The organism is Bradyrhizobium sp. LLZ17 (assembly GCF_041200145.1).
Lineage (GTDB): Bacteria > Pseudomonadota > Alphaproteobacteria > Rhizobiales > Xanthobacteraceae > Bradyrhizobium.
In genome coordinates, this window is the sequence record NZ_CP165734.1 from 6,441,104 (window position 1) to 6,456,439 (window position 15,336).

The 15,336-nt window shown below is 65.1% G+C and carries 13 protein-coding genes and 2 pseudogenes; 10 read left to right on the plus strand and 5 right to left on the minus strand.

Annotated elements, in window-relative coordinates; genetic code table 11:
• Positions 1-70: 70 nt before the first annotated feature.
• Positions 71-906, plus strand: a pseudogene (locus AB8Z38_RS30940) (SDR family oxidoreductase).
• A 54-nt stretch (positions 907-960) separates the two neighbouring features.
• Entirely contained in the window at positions 961-1,767 is an 807-nt protein-coding gene (locus AB8Z38_RS30945; protein WP_369721404.1) for an NAD-dependent protein deacetylase, read from the plus strand.
• Between the two features lie 48 nt (positions 1,768-1,815).
• Here the strand turns inward: AB8Z38_RS30945 and AB8Z38_RS30950 are convergent, their stop codons facing one another.
• The gene (locus AB8Z38_RS30950) at positions 1,816-2,451 is read right to left on the minus strand and encodes a TetR/AcrR family transcriptional regulator (RefSeq protein ID WP_369721405.1); all 636 of its coding nucleotides are present in this window, start codon (positions 2,449-2,451) and stop codon (positions 1,816-1,818) included.
• A gap of 122 nt (positions 2,452-2,573) precedes the next feature.
• Between AB8Z38_RS30950 and AB8Z38_RS30955 the strand changes: the two genes are divergently transcribed.
• Positions 2,574-3,491, plus strand: coding sequence for an NAD(P)H-binding protein (locus tag AB8Z38_RS30955; RefSeq protein WP_369721406.1), 918 nt, complete (start codon positions 2,574-2,576; stop codon positions 3,489-3,491).
• Here the strand turns inward: AB8Z38_RS30955 and AB8Z38_RS30960 are convergent.
• Positions 3,488-3,637: a hypothetical protein gene (locus tag AB8Z38_RS30960; protein ID WP_369721407.1), complete on the minus strand. Its 150-nt coding sequence runs from the start codon at positions 3,635-3,637 to the stop codon at positions 3,488-3,490. The two genes, AB8Z38_RS30955 and AB8Z38_RS30960, sit on opposite strands and share 4 nt — an antisense overlap.
• Positions 3,638-3,650: 13 nt before the next feature.
• Between AB8Z38_RS30960 and AB8Z38_RS30965 the strand changes: the two genes are divergently transcribed.
• Both AB8Z38_RS30965 and AB8Z38_RS30970 read left to right on the plus strand, forming a co-directional pair.
• Entirely contained in the window at positions 3,651-5,735 is a 2,085-nt protein-coding gene (locus tag AB8Z38_RS30965) for a hydantoinase/oxoprolinase family protein (protein WP_369721408.1), read from the plus strand.
• A gap of 2 nt (positions 5,736-5,737) precedes the next feature.
• Positions 5,738-7,396 (plus strand): hydantoinase B/oxoprolinase family protein, encoded by a 1,659-nt coding sequence (locus AB8Z38_RS30970; RefSeq protein WP_369721409.1) that lies wholly within the window; start codon positions 5,738-5,740, stop codon positions 7,394-7,396.
• Between the two features lie 53 nt (positions 7,397-7,449).
• Here the strand turns inward: AB8Z38_RS30970 and AB8Z38_RS30975 are convergent, their stop codons facing one another.
• Positions 7,450-8,094, minus strand: a complete 645-nt coding sequence (locus tag AB8Z38_RS30975; RefSeq protein WP_369721410.1) for a glutathione binding-like protein — start codon at positions 8,092-8,094, stop codon at positions 7,450-7,452.
• Between the two features lie 111 nt (positions 8,095-8,205).
• Between AB8Z38_RS30975 and AB8Z38_RS30980 the strand changes: the two genes are divergently transcribed.
• A complete protein-coding gene (locus tag AB8Z38_RS30980; RefSeq protein ID WP_369721411.1) occupies positions 8,206-8,904 on the plus strand; it encodes a TetR/AcrR family transcriptional regulator in 699 nt (232 codons plus the stop codon).
• A gap of 120 nt (positions 8,905-9,024) precedes the next feature.
• On the opposite strand, the gene AB8Z38_RS30985 is transcribed toward AB8Z38_RS30980, so the two are convergent.
• Together AB8Z38_RS30985 and AB8Z38_RS30990 are read right to left on the minus strand one after the other, a co-directional pair.
• Complete coding sequence (locus AB8Z38_RS30985) at positions 9,025-10,992, minus strand: cache domain-containing protein (RefSeq protein WP_369721412.1); 1,968 nt, start codon at positions 10,990-10,992, stop codon at positions 9,025-9,027.
• 271 nt (positions 10,993-11,263) lie between these two features.
• A pseudogene (locus AB8Z38_RS30990) lies at positions 11,264-12,230 on the minus strand (2-hydroxyacid dehydrogenase).
• A 142-nt stretch (positions 12,231-12,372) separates the two neighbouring features.
• Here AB8Z38_RS30990 and AB8Z38_RS30995 point away from each other — a divergent pair.
• The 4 genes from AB8Z38_RS30995 (at position 12,373) to AB8Z38_RS31010 (ending at position 15,125) form a co-directional block, all read left to right on the plus strand.
• Complete coding sequence (locus tag AB8Z38_RS30995; protein WP_369721413.1) at positions 12,373-12,741, plus strand: YciI family protein; 369 nt, start codon at positions 12,373-12,375, stop codon at positions 12,739-12,741.
• Positions 12,738-14,039, plus strand: a complete 1,302-nt coding sequence (locus tag AB8Z38_RS31000; RefSeq protein ID WP_369721414.1) for an RNA polymerase sigma factor — start codon at positions 12,738-12,740, stop codon at positions 14,037-14,039. The genes AB8Z38_RS30995 and AB8Z38_RS31000 overlap by 4 nt, the downstream gene beginning before the upstream one ends.
• A 109-nt stretch (positions 14,040-14,148) precedes the next feature.
• Complete coding sequence (locus AB8Z38_RS31005) at positions 14,149-14,685, plus strand: SRPBCC family protein (protein WP_369721415.1); 537 nt, start codon at positions 14,149-14,151, stop codon at positions 14,683-14,685.
• 26 nt (positions 14,686-14,711) lie between these two features.
• The gene (locus tag AB8Z38_RS31010; RefSeq protein WP_369721416.1) at positions 14,712-15,125 is read left to right on the plus strand and encodes a VOC family protein; all 414 of its coding nucleotides are present in this window, start codon (positions 14,712-14,714) and stop codon (positions 15,123-15,125) included.
• Positions 15,126-15,336 lie beyond the last annotated feature (211 nt).

A 15,336-nucleotide genomic window follows, 5' to 3' on the forward strand; every position in this document is an offset into this window, starting at 1 on the left:
CCAGGGATGCGCTGAGAGGATGGAACAAAACGCGCCTTCCGCCGATGATGAGGCACTCCGGAGAAAACCAATGCCGCAAACTGATCTTCCAACCCAGTTTCCCTCGCGCCTCCGCGGTCGATATGCGTTGGTGACCGGCGCGTCTCAGGGCATCGGGCGCGCCGTCGCCATTCGGCTCGCCCAGGAAGGCGCGACCGTCGCCATCAACTATCTTGATCATCCCCAAAGAGCGGAGGAGACGCTCGCGCTTGCGCGGACGGCCTCGAGCGATCGCGGCCATGGCAAGCTCGATCATGTCATTGTGAAGGCCGACGTCAGCAATGAGCAGGACGTCGTCGCGATGTTCGAGACTATCCTGGGGCGCTGGAAGCGTCTCGACTGCCTCGTCAACAACGCCGGCTTCCAAAGGAGTCGCCGAGCGAGGCGCTCGACATCGAAACCTATCGCCGCATCATCGACGTCAATCTCGACGGCGCGGTGCTTTGCGCGCAGAAGGCGCTGGCGCATTTCGTCGCGCGCGGCGGAGGCGGCAGCATCATCAACTGCTCCAGCGTTCACCAGATCATCCCGAAGCCCGGCTATCTCGCCTATTCGATCAGCAAGGGCGGCATGGCCAATCTGACGCGCACGCTGGCGCTCGAATTCGCCGGCCGCGGCATCCGGGTCAACGCGGTCGGACCGGGCGCGATCGATACGCCGATCAACGCGGCCTGGACCGGCGACGCCGAAAAGCGCGCCAACGTCGCAAGCCACATTCCGCTTGGGCGCGTCGGCACACCGGAAGAGATCGCCGCCGTGTTCGCCTTCCTCGCCTCGGATGACGCGAGCTACATCACCGGGCAGACGATCTATGCCTGCGGCGGCCTGACGCTGTTTCCCGAGTTTCGCGACAACTGGGCAAGTTAGCCCGCTGCACGGGCGCATCTGGTAAAGGCGGGCCAAGGCGACTACATCTGCGCCATGGCCAATCATCCGCTCCAGGATTTCGTCGAACGGCACGAAAATCTGTTCGTGCTGACCGGGGCCGGCTGCAGCACCAATTCGGGCATTCCCGATTATCGCGACAGCCAGGGCAACTGGAAGCGGACCCAGCCGGTCAATTTCCAGGCTTTCATGTCGGAAGAGCGTACGAGGCAACGCTATTGGGCGCGCAGCCTGATCGGATGGCGGCGGTTCGGCCAGGCCCGCCCGAACGACGCGCACCATGCGCTGGCTCGGCTCGAGGCCGGCGGGCGGTGCGGGATGCTGCTGACCCAGAACGTCGACCGCCTGCATCAATCCGCCGGCCACCGGCAGGTGATCGATCTGCACGGCCGGCTCGACCTCGTCCGCTGCATGGGATGCGGCAGCAAGACGCCGCGTCACGAATTCCAGGATGCACTCAGCCGCGCCAATGCGGAGTGGCTGGGGCTCGATGCCGCGGACGCGCCGGACGGCGATGCCGATCTGGAGCACGTGGATTTCTCGTACTTCACGGTGCCGGCCTGCGAATCCTGCGGCGGCATTCTCAAGCCCGACGTCGTCTTCTTCGGCGAGAACGTGCCGCGCGACGTGGTCGCGACCGCGCAGGATCATCTGGCGCAGGCGGATGCGATGCTGATCGTCGGCTCGTCGCTGATGGTCTATTCCAGCTTCCGCTTCGTGCGGGCCGCCGCGCAGCGGCAGATCCCGATCGCCGCAGTCAATCTCGGACGCACCCGCGCCGACGATCTGCTGACGCTCAAGCTCGAGGAGCGCTGCGAAGCAGCCCTTGCATTCCTGCTCTGAGGCCGCGCCGAACCGCCGGCTTGGCACGGGATGCGGCTCGCATCCCGGTCAGCTGGGCTCCGGATAAAGCCGCAGGAATGCCGACGACGTATCGCTCGCCCGCCGCGCGATCTCGCCGGCACTGGGGCGACTGGTCGCCTGAAGCAGCAGACCCGTCAACAGATCGCCCCACAGCAGCCCCCAGAATTGCTGAACCATTGCGTCGGCATCTCCAGCAACAAGTCCTGCTGACTTGGCGTTTTGCATGATCAGGCGCAGTGAATCACGAATGGGTTTGCGAGCCATCGAATCCAGCGCCTGCGCAACCTTTGGCGCCTGCACTGCTTCGGATATTGCCAGTCGGAACATGGCGACGACGACCGGATCGGTCGCCTCTGTCAGGAGAGTTGTTCCCACCGCGGTCAGCACCTTGGCGAGGCTTTCCCGGTCGCGCAGTGCCGGTAGATCGAGCGGTGCCTGGAGTCGCTGGGCGCGTTCGGTGATGCATGCGACCAGCATCGCTTCCTTGTTGCCGAAGAGCGCGTAGAGTTCTCTCTTCGAAACCCGTGCGCGCGTTGCAATCTCCAGCGTGCTGGTCTGCGCATAGCCGCCCTCCATGAACGCGGAAAAGGCCGCGCCCAGGATCCTGTTCCGGATCCCGGCGCCTTCAGCGTCGTTCTCGGGCGGCTTCTTTCTCGGACTCATCGGCGCATTCTTTTCGCTTGACTCGGTACTGGTTAGTACCATATCGCTGACAGCGTGGTACTTGATCGTACCAGGATCGACTCTGGCAGTAAAGGATCGTTGTGATGACGAAGACAGTCCTCGTGACCTCGGCGGCGGGTGGCATCCAGGGCAGCACCGGTCGGCATGTTTCCGAGATGCTGCTGGCACGCGGTGTGCGGGTCCGTGCGTTCGTGCGCCAAATCGACCAGCGGTCCGATCGCCTGAAATCACTTGGCGCTGAATTCTTCGTCGGCGATTTCCTCGATGCCCGGTCTGTCGAACAGGCCGCAAAGGATGTTTCGTCGATCTACTTTGCCTATCCGGTCCAGGACGGACTGGCAGACGCCGCCGCAGGCATGGCGTTCGCCGCGCGCAGGCATGGTGTGTCCCGGCTCGTCAATCTCGTGATGTATCGGTCGTCGATCGATGCGCCGACACCGCGCATGAGGCAGAACTACCTGGCGGAACAGGTGTTCGAGTGGGCAGGTGTCGGCCCGCTGCATCTCCGGGCGGCCGTCTTCTACGAGACCGTGGCGCGTCTGATTGGCGCGAGCTTGCCGGTCCGTGGCGCGATCCGACTGCCGCTCGGGAATGAAAGCACCATTCTGCCGATGATCTCGGCCGAAGACGTCGCGCGGATCGCTGTGGGCCTGCTCACCGGCCCCGAGAGGGCCGCAGGAACCGCATATCCCGTTCTTGGAAGCGTCAACTCCGTCGCGGACATCGTCGGCGCCTTCGCCCGGGTCTTCAACAGGGACATCCATTATGAGGAAGTCACCGACGAGGAGTGGCGGAGCGAGGTTCTCGCGCGAGGCTGGAATTCGCATGCGGTCGAGCATCTCTCCTCGTTATGGAAGGCGCTCCGGGCCGCGGCGCTTTCGCGCGGGACCACCCGGTTCGCCGTGACCGAGGCCATCGAAGAAATTGGCGGCGCCAAACCCAAGACCTTTGAGCAATTCGTTCGCGAACGTCAGTCAGAGCTGGCCGTGACGGCACTTGGCGCCAACGCGAAAGGCTAGCGCGCCGCCGCCAAGCGGCGCTTGCATTCCTGCTGTGAGTGCACCAACGGCACTCGCGCCGCCGCATAGGTGCCACGCGCTTCACCATCGGCGCCGTCGCTGGTATGAGAATTGCTGCGGTTTTCGCGCAATTTGACGATCAGCACGGAGAGCTTTGGAATGCTTGAGGGAGCCGAGGTGCGGCTTGCGGTCGATATCGGCGGCACATTCACGGATATCGTGCTGGATGTGGGTGAGGTGCGCAAGACCCGCAAGCTGCTGACGACGCCGACCCGGCCGGAGGAAGCGGTGCTGGACGGAATGCGTCTCATTCTGGGCGATGCACGTGCGCATTTCAGCGACATCGACGTCTTCATCCACGGCACCACGCTCGCCACCAACGCAATCATCGAGCGGCGCGGCGCGAAGACAGCGCTGATCGCGACGGACGGCTTCCGCGACGTGCTCGATATCGGCACCGAGAGCCGCTACGACCAGTACGATCTCAGCATCGACAAGCCGAAGCCGCTGGCGCCGCGCAATCTGCGCTTCACCGTGCCCGAGCGCATCGACGCGCACGGTGCGGTCCGTCTCCCGCTCGACGAGGCCGCTGTGCGTGCGCTGGCGCCGAAATTGCGTGCGCTGAACATCGAGAGCGTTGCGATCGCGTTCCTGCATTCCTACGCCAATCCCGAGCACGAGCGGCGTACGGCCGCAATCCTGGCCGAGGAGATGCCCGGCATCTCGCTGACCGTGTCCTCGGCCGTGTGTCCGGAAATCCGTGAATATGAGCGTACCTCGACCGCCGTGGCCAACGCCTATGTGCAGCCGCTGATCGACGGCTATCTCGCCCGCATGTCCGATGCCTTGCAGATCGAGCAGTACCGCGGCGCCATCTATCTCGTCACCTCCGGCGGCGGCGTCACCTCGCTCGAGACGGCGCGGCGGTTTCCGGTGCGGCTGGTCGAATCCGGCCCGGCCGGCGGCGCCATTTTCGCGGCGCAGATCGCGGCGCGGCTCGGTGAGCGCAAGGTGCTGTCGTTCGACATGGGCGGCACCACCGCAAAGATCTGCCTGATCGAAAAATACCAGCCCGAGACCTCGCGCGTGTTCGAGGTCGATCGTGCCGCGCGCTTCCTCAAAGGCTCCGGCCTGCCGGTCCGGATTCCCGTGATCGAGATGGTCGAGATCGGCGCCGGCGGCGGCTCGATCGCGCATGTCGACGCCATGAAGCGCGTCACCGTCGGTCCGGAGAGCGCCTCGTCCGAACCGGGCCCGGCCTGCTACGGCCGCGGCGGCCAGCGCCCGGCCGTGACGGATGCCGACGTAGCCCTCGGCATGATCGATCCCGACGATTTTGCGGGTGGCACGATGAAGCTCGACCCGGAGCTATCGAAACGGGCGCTGTTGAGCAGCGTCGGTGAGCCGCTGGGCCTGTCGGCGGAAACGGCAGCCTATGCCGTGCACGAGGTCGTCTGCGAGAACATGGCGAGCGCGGCGCGCGTGCATGCGGTCGAGCGCGGTGCCGTGGTCGGCGAGCACACGCTGATCGCGTTCGGTGGCGCCGCACCACTGCATGCGGCGCGCGTCGCCGAGAAGATCGGCGTCTCACGGGTGATCGTGCCCTCGAATGCCGGCGTCGGCTCGGCCGTCGGATTTCTTGCAGCTCCGATTGCCTATGAGCTGGTGCGCAGCCGTCACGTCCGGCTCGACGATTTCGACACCGATGCGGTGTCGGATCTGCTTCGGGAGATGGCGACCGAGGCGCGTGTGCTGGTCGAACCCGGTGCCGCCGGCGCGCCGGTGCGCGAACGCCGCGCAGCCTTCATGCGCTATGTGGGCCAGGGTCACGAGATCGCGATCGAGCTGCCGAACCGGCGGTTGACGCCGGCTGATCTCGCGGGCCTGCGCGAGACGTTCGAGGCCGACTATGCGGCGATGTTCGAACGATCGATCCCGGGCGCCGCGATCGAGGTGTTGAGCTGGTCGGTCCTCGCCACCACCGAGGCGCGCAATCCAGCGCGCGTCGCCGATGTGGCACGCATGCCCGCCGGCAACGCCTCCGGCAGCCGAAAATTCTTCGACGGCCGGGCAGGGGAGGTGATCGAGATCCCGCTCTATCGGCGCGAGGACATGGCGCCGGGCGCGACCATCGCCGGCCCTGCGGTGATCGCGGAGGACGAAACTTCGACTTTCGTCTCTACCAGTTTTGACGCCCATATCGACGGTGCCGGCAGCATCGTCATGGAACGGAAGGCGGCGTGACCATGAGTAAGCCAAGCGGCGCGAGCCTGATCGATCTCCAGATCATGTGGCACCGGCTGATCGCCGTGGTCGAAGAGCAGGCGCAAGTGCTGCTGCGCACCGCCTTCAGCCCGATCGTGCGCGAATGCGGCGATCTCTCCGCCGGCGTGTTCGACCTCAAGGGCCGGATGCTGGCGCAGGCGGTGACGGGCACGCCCGGTCACGTCAACTCGATGGCGGAATCGGTCAAGCACTTCATCGCCCACTTCCCGCTTCAGACGATGAGGGAAGGCGATGCCTACATCACCAACGATCCCTGGATGGGCACCGGTCATCTCAACGATTTCGTGGTCACCACGCCCTGCTTCAAGGACGGCAAGTTGGTGGCGCTGTTCTCGTGCACCAGCCATCTCATGGACATCGGCGGTATCGGCTTCGGGCCCGACGCCACCGACGTCTTCATGGAGGGGCTCTACATCCCCATGCTGAAGCTGATCGACCAGGGCATCGTCAACGAGACGCTGGTGGCGATGATCCGCACCAACACGCGGCTGCCGATCGATACCGAGGGCGACACCTATTCGCTCGCCGGCTGCAACGATGTCGGTTGCGAGCGGCTGGTCGAGATGATGACCGAGTTCGGCATCGACACGCTCGACGAACTCGGCGACTACATCTGCGACCGCTCGCGCGAGGCGGTGCTGGCCGAGATCGCAAAATTGCCGAAGGGCAGCTGGCGCAACAGCATGGTGGTTGACGGCTACGACGCCCCGGTCACGCTGGCGGCGACGCTGACGATCTCGGATGCCGGCATTCACGTCGATTTCGACGGCACTTCGGCCGCCTCGAGGTACGGCATCAACGTGCCGCTCTCCTACACCACGGCCTATACCGTGTTCGGTCTCGGCTGCGTCGTCGCCTCGCAGATCCCGAACAACGCCGGCTCGCTCTCGCCGTTGACGGTGTCCGCGCCTGCGGGTGCAATCCTGAATGCGCCGAAGCCGGCGCCGGTCGCCTCGCGCCACATCATCGGCCAGATGCTGCCCGACGTCGTGTTCGGCTGCCTGCGACAGATCATCCCCGAGCGCGTCCCGGCGGAAGGCACCTCCTGCCTGTGGAATCTCAACGTTCGCGGACAGACGCGAAGCGGCGCCGGCGGCAACTACGGATTCTCCATGGCGGTCACCAGCAACGGCGGCACCGGTGCGCGCTTTGCGAAGGACGGCCTGTCGGCGACCGCCTATCCCAGCGGCGTGCGCGGCACCCCGGTCGAGATCGCGGAGACGCAGACGCCGTTGATCTTCTGGCGCAAGGAGCTGCGTCCGGATTCCGGCGGGGCAGGGCGCAGCCGCGGCGGCCTCGGCCAGATCATCGAGGTCGGCAGCGGCGTCGATGCGCCGTTCGACATTCTCGCTGCATTCGACCGCATCGATCATCCGCCGCGCGGCCGCGACGGAGGCAAGAACGGCGAGGCCGGCTATATAGGCCTGAAGTCCGGAAAGAAGCTGCGCGGCAAGGGTTTTCAGCAGGTACCGGCAGACGACCGTCTGGTGGTGCTGACGCCCGGCGGTGCCGGCATCGGTGCACCGACCGAGCGCGATCGCGCGGCGGTCAAGGACGACGTCGAGAGTGGCCTCGTGTCGGTCGACAATGCGGCTGCGGTTTACGGATACGCGCGGTAACGCGCCAACGTCCCGCCCCTGGCGGCCGGGACGTTGCCATTGATGGGCTGGCCTTACGCCGCCGCCTTCTTCCGCGCCTGCTCCGCCTTATACAGTTCGAACTCTTCCGCGATGGCCTTTGCGATCGACGGCCGCTGGCGATGGTGCTCGTAGTAAGCCTTCACGTTCGGCCATTTTGCCAGCTCGATCGGCGGGGTCGCCATGGTCCAATTGATGACCGTGACGAGATAAGCATCCGCAACGCTGAAATGATCGAGCAGGAAGACGCGGCCCTTGAGGTAGTTGTCGACATAGTCGAGCCGTGACAGGTTCTTCTCCAGCACGTAGGCCTTGGCTTCCTGCGGCGCCTTGCGGTCGAGCACCGGCACGAACAGGCCCTTGTGCAGTTCGGTGCCGATGAAGCAGAGCCATTGATGCAACCGCGTGCGCTCGATCCCGGGTCGCGTGCCGATGCCGGACTGCGGGAACAGGTCCGCGACATATTGCAGGATCGCGGCGTTCTCGGTCAGCACCACGCCATCGTCGGTGCGCAGCGTCGGCACCAGGCCGATCGGGTTGACGGCGCGAAAATCGGAACCGTCGTTCAGCACTGTCTTGGTCGGCGGATCGACTTCGAGATAATTCGCTTCGGCGCCGGCTTCGTACAACGCGATGCGGGTCGCCATCGAACAGGCGAGCGGCGAAAAATAGACGTCCATCTGTGGCCTCCTTGGGCAAATCCCTGGGGTGTTTCTTCAGAGTTCAACCTGGCCAGATTGATTTTTGTACTATCTTGCATATTATATCGAGGGTCAAGGATTAATTGCGAGATGGTACAAAAATCAAAGGGACCGCCTGCAGCGGCATCCGAGCAGCCGAAGCGCCGCGGCCGCCCGCGTGCCTACGAACCCGACGTCGCGCTCCGCAAGGCGCTCGATCTGTTCCGCACCCAGGGTTTTGCCGCCACCTCGCTCGACGATCTCAGCGAAGCGACCGGCATGAACCGGCCGAGCCTCTACGGCGCCTTTGGCGATAAGCGCGAGCTCTACATCAAGAGCTACCAGCGCTACCGCGATGACGCGCGCGCCTCGATGCGCGAGATCTTTCGCGAGGAGATGCCGCTGCGCCAGCGCCTGGAACGCATTTTCGCGTCCGCGCTGAACATCTATCTTTCCGGCGAAACCGGACCGCGCGGCTGCTTCACGGTGGTCACCGCGGCCTCTGAAGCCGTGGGTGATCCCGATATCCGCGCCATGGTGCTGGACGGCCTGTCCGAACTCGACAAGGCTTTCGCCAGTTGCTTCCGCCGCGCCAAGGAAAAGGGCGAATTGCCGGATAGCGCCGACCCCGCCGTGCTGGCGCAACTCGCTTCGGCAACAGTGCACTCGATCGCCGTCCGTTCCCGCGTCCGAGTGCCGCGGAAGGAACTGGAGGCAATCGTGACCGGGGCGATTGATCTGATGGTGGGAGCTGGCGCTAACGGTCGAGTCGTCCCGGCGAAGGCCGGGACCCATAACCACAGGGAGTAGTTTGGCCAAGAGTCTCAGTTGAGGGTTCAAGCTCCTCGTACCGAAGACCATCGCGGCATCAGCGGTATGGGTCCCGGCCTTCGCCGGGACGACATACGTTAGCAGCGCGATCACGTACCGTTATGCCGCGCGGATATGTGCGAGGAAGCGGTCCACCTCGTCGCGCAGCCGTTGCGACTGCCTGGACAGCTCGACCGCGGAACCCAGCACTTCCTCGGCCGCCGTGCCCGTGGCGGCGATGCCGTCGGTGACACCGGCGATGTTCTGCGAGACTTCGCCGGTGCGGGCCGCGGCCTGCTGGACGTTCTGCGCGATCTCCTGGGTCGCCGTGCCTTGCTGGCCGACCGCGGCCGCGATCGCCGCCGAGATTTCGTCGACCTGCTGGATCGTCGCGCAGATCGACTGGATGCCTTCCACGGCGCCACTGGTCTCGCCCTGCACGGCCGTCACCTGCGCGCCGATCTCCTCGGTGGCCTTTGCGGTCTGGGTTGCCAGCGCCTTGACCTCGGAGGCGACGATCGCGAAGCCGCGGCCGGCCTCGCCCGCGCGCGCCGCTTCGATGGTGGCATTGAGCGCCAGCAAATTGGTTTGCCCCGCGATGCCGCTGATGAAGGAGACCACGTCGCCGATCTTCTGGGCTGCCTCGGCCAGGCTCTGCACGCGCGCATTCGACTGGCGTCCGTCGCTCGCGGCCTTGCCGACCACTTCGGTCGCATGGGCAAGCCGCCGGCTGATCTCGGTCATCGACGAGGACAGCTCTTCGGCAGCGGCCGCCACCGTCTGCACGTTCTCCGAGGCGAGTGCCGAGGCCGACGACACCGTGCGGGTCTGCTGCCGTGACTGCTCGACGATGGCCGACATCGAGCGCGCGGTGTGCTCCATCTCGACCGCGGCTGCCGACACGGTGGTGACGACGTCGCGGATGCTGGCCTCGAAATTGTCGGCGAGCGCGGCAAACGCACGGCGCTTCTCCGATCTGGACTGCGCCTTGGCGTCGGCCTGTTCGGCCTGAAGCTTGCTGAAGTTCAGCGCGTTGTCGCGGAACACCGCAACCGCCTTCGCCATCGCGCCGACCTCGTCATCCGCCTTGCTGGCGGGGATCACGACCTCGAGCCGTCCGTTCGCAAGCTCGCGCATGGCGGTCGTGATCGACAGGATCGGCCGCGAGATGCTGCGGGCGATGAGATAGCCGACGATCGCTGCGAGGATCAGGCCGAGAGCGGCAATTCCCATCGCCAAGATCCAGGCGCGATCGGCGGACGCTTCGTAATCGGCGTTGTCCATTACCAGTTCGACGGCGCCCAGCGGCTTGCCGGAGAAATCCCTGATCGGCCCGAGCAGCGCCGCAACCGGCGCGCCGTCGAGCTTCGCTTGCCGCACCGTGAAGCTGCCCCCGGTGGCGCGGCCGTAATCAGCCGCATCGAAGAAGCTCTTGCCCTTGAGCGTGCCGCCGAACAGCTTGAAGCCGCCGCCGTCGGCGAGATGGAAGGCGATGTCGACGTGGCGACTGGCCCTGAAGTCGTCGAGGAAGGACTGGCCGAAGGTCAGGCCGAACTCCACCGAACCGAGATGCTTGCCGGCTTGCGCGATGGGCACCACGCCGCGGATGCCAAGCCCTGCGAGGCCGCCCTCGAGGCCGACCACGACCCTGTGCTCCTGGTTGGCGTCGACAACAGTCTTGCGGAAACTGGAGAGGTCGTCGCCGAATTTGGCGGGCTGGTGCACGCGTAGGAAGGAGGTCGCGGGCGGCGTATGGAACTGGAACTGCTCGACGCCGTATTCCGACTTGGTCGCGGCAAACACCGGCCCGAACAGTCCGACCAGGGAGCTGCGATCCTGCTTGGCCATCGCCTCCTGCGTCGCCGGCATTGCGGCCACCACCGCGCTCATGGCGGCGGCGCGGTGGGACTCTTCCGAAATCCGCGACAGCAGCGCATCATAATGGCTGCGCAGCTCGCGCTGGTCGGCGCGGTCGATGATCCCCGCGATGATCCACATCGCCCCAAGCACGGCAAACAGGGCGGTCGCCGCCGCGGTGACCGCCAGCGCAACCGTGATCCGCATCCTGAGGCCAAGCGTCGTCCGCATGTCCGACTCGTTCTTTGAGCATTGGTTAAGAACGACTATCAACTTCTCGCTAAGAGAGGGTGAACGGGGAGTGGGAACGGGGTGTTCGAGCCGTCCTAGCTATTGGCCAAAACGTCGGTGTCGTCCCGGCGAAGGCCGGGACCCATACCGTGGCATCTATCGATAGTGGTCGGTCGCAGTACCGAACTGCGATTCTCCGCCAAACTACACCCCGTGGTTATGGGTCCCGGCCTTCGCCGGGACGACATCGAATGTGTAGTGCCGGCGAGCCCTAATACCCTCTTCCCCGGTCCACCACATTCTCCAGCGCGCCGTCCGCCTCGAACCGCGCGATCTGCTCGGCGACGTAGGCCGAGATCGCATCCGCGTCGGTGTCGGCAGCGTTGTGCGGCGTCAGCAGCACCTTCGGGGTGGCTCCAGAACCGGCTGTCCTTTGGCTGCGGTTCCTCTACGAAGACGTCGAGCGAGGCGGCGCCGAGCGTGCCGTCGTCGAGGCAGGCCAGAATATCGGCTTCGTTCTGGAGGCCGCCGCGGCCGGCATTGATCAGCACGGGCGCGCCGAGCGGGCTGTTGCGGTTGAGCTTGGTAAAAACGTCGCGATTGAGGATGCCGTGCGTGTCCGGCGTCAGCGGCAACAGGGCGACCAGGATGTCGGTCGCGCCCAGGAACGCGTCGATCTGCGCCGCGCCATGGAAGCATTCGACGCCCTCGATCGTGCGCGGGCTGCGGCTCCAGCCGGTGACACGGAAGCCGAGCCGCCGCAACACATCGGCCGCATCGGCGCCGAGCGTGCCCAACCCCATGACGCCGACCGTGACCGCGCTCGCCGGCCACTGATACCTTGGCGCCCAGAGCTTCTCGCGCTGCGACTGCCGCAGATAAAGCTCCTGACGGTGGTGCATCAAGACGTGCAGCACGACATATTCGGTCATGCGGTTGGTGAGATCGGGCACGGCGACGCGGACCAGCGGCACGTCGGGCAGGCTGTTATCCGCCATCAGCGCATCGACGCCGGCGCCGAGATTGAAGATCGCGCGCAAGTTCGGGAATGCCTTGAGATCGCCCGGCACCGGCTTCCACACCGCGGCATAGTGCACCTCCGCCGGATCGAGCCCGGCATCGGGCAGCAGCACCACGCCGCGGTCGCCGCAGACTGCCTCGAACCGGGCCTTCCAACGCTCCGGCAGCCAGTTCTGCTGCGTGCTGTTGATCAGGACGGCCAGTGTGCCTTTGCTCATTCGAAGCGCCTCGTCGGGTTCCGTTTCAGGGCTCTCCTTGGCACGATCCACCGGTTTTTTCTTGCAAATTTTTTCCGCAGCCCTGTCGGGCCGGGGCATATTGGATCGTCTTCAAAACAAGTGTTCGGAGAAGGTGCTGCCCATGCTTTATGCGATCCTTTGCTATCATGACGAGGACTTCGTCGGCTCCTGGAGCAAGGACCAGGACGACGCGGTGATGAAGAAGCTCGCCGTGGTGCAGGACAAGCTCACCAGGGAGGGTCGGCTCGGCCCGGTGGCGCGGCTGTTGCCGACCACGGCAGCCGCGACGCTGCGCAAGGAGGAGCCGCCGCTGGTCATAGACGGCCCCTATGCCGAGACCAAGGAGCAGTTGCTCGGCTTCTACATCGTCGATTGCAAGAACCTTGACGAGGCGCTCGATGTCGCGCGCGACCTCGGCGCGGCCAATCCCGGGGGCGCCTATGAGGTGCGCCCCGTGGGCGTGTTCAGGCCCGGAGGAAATCTGACGTGAGCGAAGCTGATACCGGCTGGATCGAGACCGCGCTGACGTCGGCGCGACCTCAGGCGGTCGGCGCGCTGCTCCGTTATTTCCGCGATCTCGATACCGCCGAGGAAGCCTTCCAGAACGCGTCCTTGCGCGCGCTGAAAACCTGGCCGCAGAACGGGCCGCCGCGCGATCCCGCGGCCTGGCTGATCATGGTCGGCCGCAACGTCGCGATCGACGAGGTGCGCCGCACCCGCAAGCAGCAGCCGTTGCCGGAGGACGATCAGGCGATCTCCGACCTCGACGACGCCGAGGGCGCGCTTGCCGAACGCCTCGACGGCTCGCATTATCGCGACGATATCTTGCGGCTGATGTTCATCTGCTGCCATCCGCAGCTGCCGGCGACGCAGCAGATCGCGCTCGCGCTCCGCATCGTCTCCGGCCTGACCGTGAAGCAGATCGCGCGGGCCTTCCTGGTCTCGGACGCGGCGATGGAGCAGCGCATTACCCGCGCCAAGGCGAGGGTCGCGGATGCCGGCGTGCCGTTCGAGACGCCCGGCGCGGTCGAGCGCTCGGAGCGGCTCGCCGGCGTCGCGGCGATGATCTATTTGATCTTCAACGAGGGCTATTCGGCCAGCGGCGACACCGCCGAAATCAGAAAGCCGCTGTGCGAGGAGGCGATCCGGCTGGCGCGGCTGTTGCTGCGGCTGTTCCAGAGCGAGCCGGAGATCATGGGACTGGCGGCGCTGCTGCTGTTGCAGCATGCACGCAGCGCAGCGCGGTTTGCCGAGGACGGCTCGCTCATTCTGCTGGATGACCAGGACCGCTCGCTATGGAACGGCACCATGATCGCGGAGGGGCTGGCGCTGATCGACAAGGCGATGCGTCACCACCGCAGCGGACCCTATCAGATCCAAGCCGCGATCGCCGCGCTGCATGCGCGCGCCGCAACGCCGGAGGAGACCGACTGGTCCCAGATCGACCTGCTCTACGGCGCGCTGGAGCTGATGCAGCCCTCGCCGGTGGTGACGCTTAACCGCGCGGTCGCGGTGTCCAAGGTGCGCGGGCCGCAGGCGGCGCTCGATCTGATCGAGCCTCTGGCGCCAAAACTCGCCAACTATTTCCATTTCTACGGCGTGCGCGGCGCCTTCCTGATGCAGCTCGGGCGCAATGACGAAGCGCGCGTCGCCTTCGATCGCGCCATCGCGCTGGCCAATACGTCGGCGGAGGCCGCCCACATCCGCATGCACATCGATCGCCTGATCCGGGATAGCCAGCCGAAGGATGGCAACGGCAACACCCGGAAAGGTGCGAAGGCGACATAGGGCGTCCCTGTTGCCACGGCGTCACCCCGGCCACGGCGAAAAAATTCGTGCAGACGTGTCGGACTTACGCAATCCGCTTCGTCCTAGGCCCGTGTCCAGGGAGCCATTGATGCTGAAAGCTGTTGCCATCGTCACCGTCGTGCTCACGGCCGGGATCGCCGCCGTCGTCGTCTTCGCGCTGACCAAGCCGGACAAATTTCGCGTCGAGCGCTCGCTCGCCGTGAAGGCGCCGGCCGACGCCATCTATCCGGTCGTGGCGGATTTCCACTTCTGGACCAGCTGGTCGCCCTACGAGGGTCGCGACCCCGCCATGAAGCGCAGCTTCGGCGGAACCACGCTGGGAAAGGGCGCGACCTATGCCTGGGACGGCAACAACAATGTCGGTGCCGGCCAGATGGAGATCCTCGAGGCGAGCACGCCGTCGAAACTGCGCATCAAGCTCGATTTCGAGCGTCCCTTCGAGGGCCACAACATCGCCGAGTTCACCTTTGTGCCGCAAGGCGATGCAACACTGGTCACGTGGGCGATGTACGGTCCGGCCCCGTTCCTGTCCAAGCTGATGCAGGTCTTTGTCAACATGGACAGAATGATCGGCAAGGATTTTGAGGCCGGTCTCACCAGCCTCAAGAAGCTCACGGAGAAGTAAAAAGCTCTACGACAAGGAGAGAAACGATGCTCAATCCCTATCTGTTCTATCAGGACACCTGCGAAGCTGCGTTCAACTTCTATGCCAAGGTTCTCGGTGGCAAGATCGAGATGATAATGCGTGCCTCCGAGGGGCCGCCGGACATGCGGCCCTCGCCCGGCCGCGAGAACATGATCATGCATGCGCGGATGTCGCTGCCGGACGGCAGCGTGCTGATGGCGTCCGATGCGCCGCCGGAACATGTTGAGAAGCCGCAGGGGTTTTCGATTTCGTTGACGATCACCGAGGTCGCCGATGCCGAGCGCAAGTTCAACGCGCTCGCCGATGGCGGCACCGTCACCATGCCCTTCAGCAAGACTTTCTGGGCCAAGGGATTTGGCATGTGCGTCGACAAGTTCGGCATCCCCTGGATGGTGAACTGCCCGGCGGAAGGGATGTGAGGACGGGCGTGATCGCCCGAGTAAAGCGTTGAGCCGCGACGCTCTCTTTCTAATTTACGGAGAGGGCGTCGCGTCGAATCGCGATGGTGCCGTCCCCGGCACCGATGCCGGGAACTTGGATTGCGACGCTCATCGCATCGCACAACAATTGGCGAAATATTAGGCTGTAAAATCCACCTCAGAATCGCTTATTCTATTACCACAAAAGATA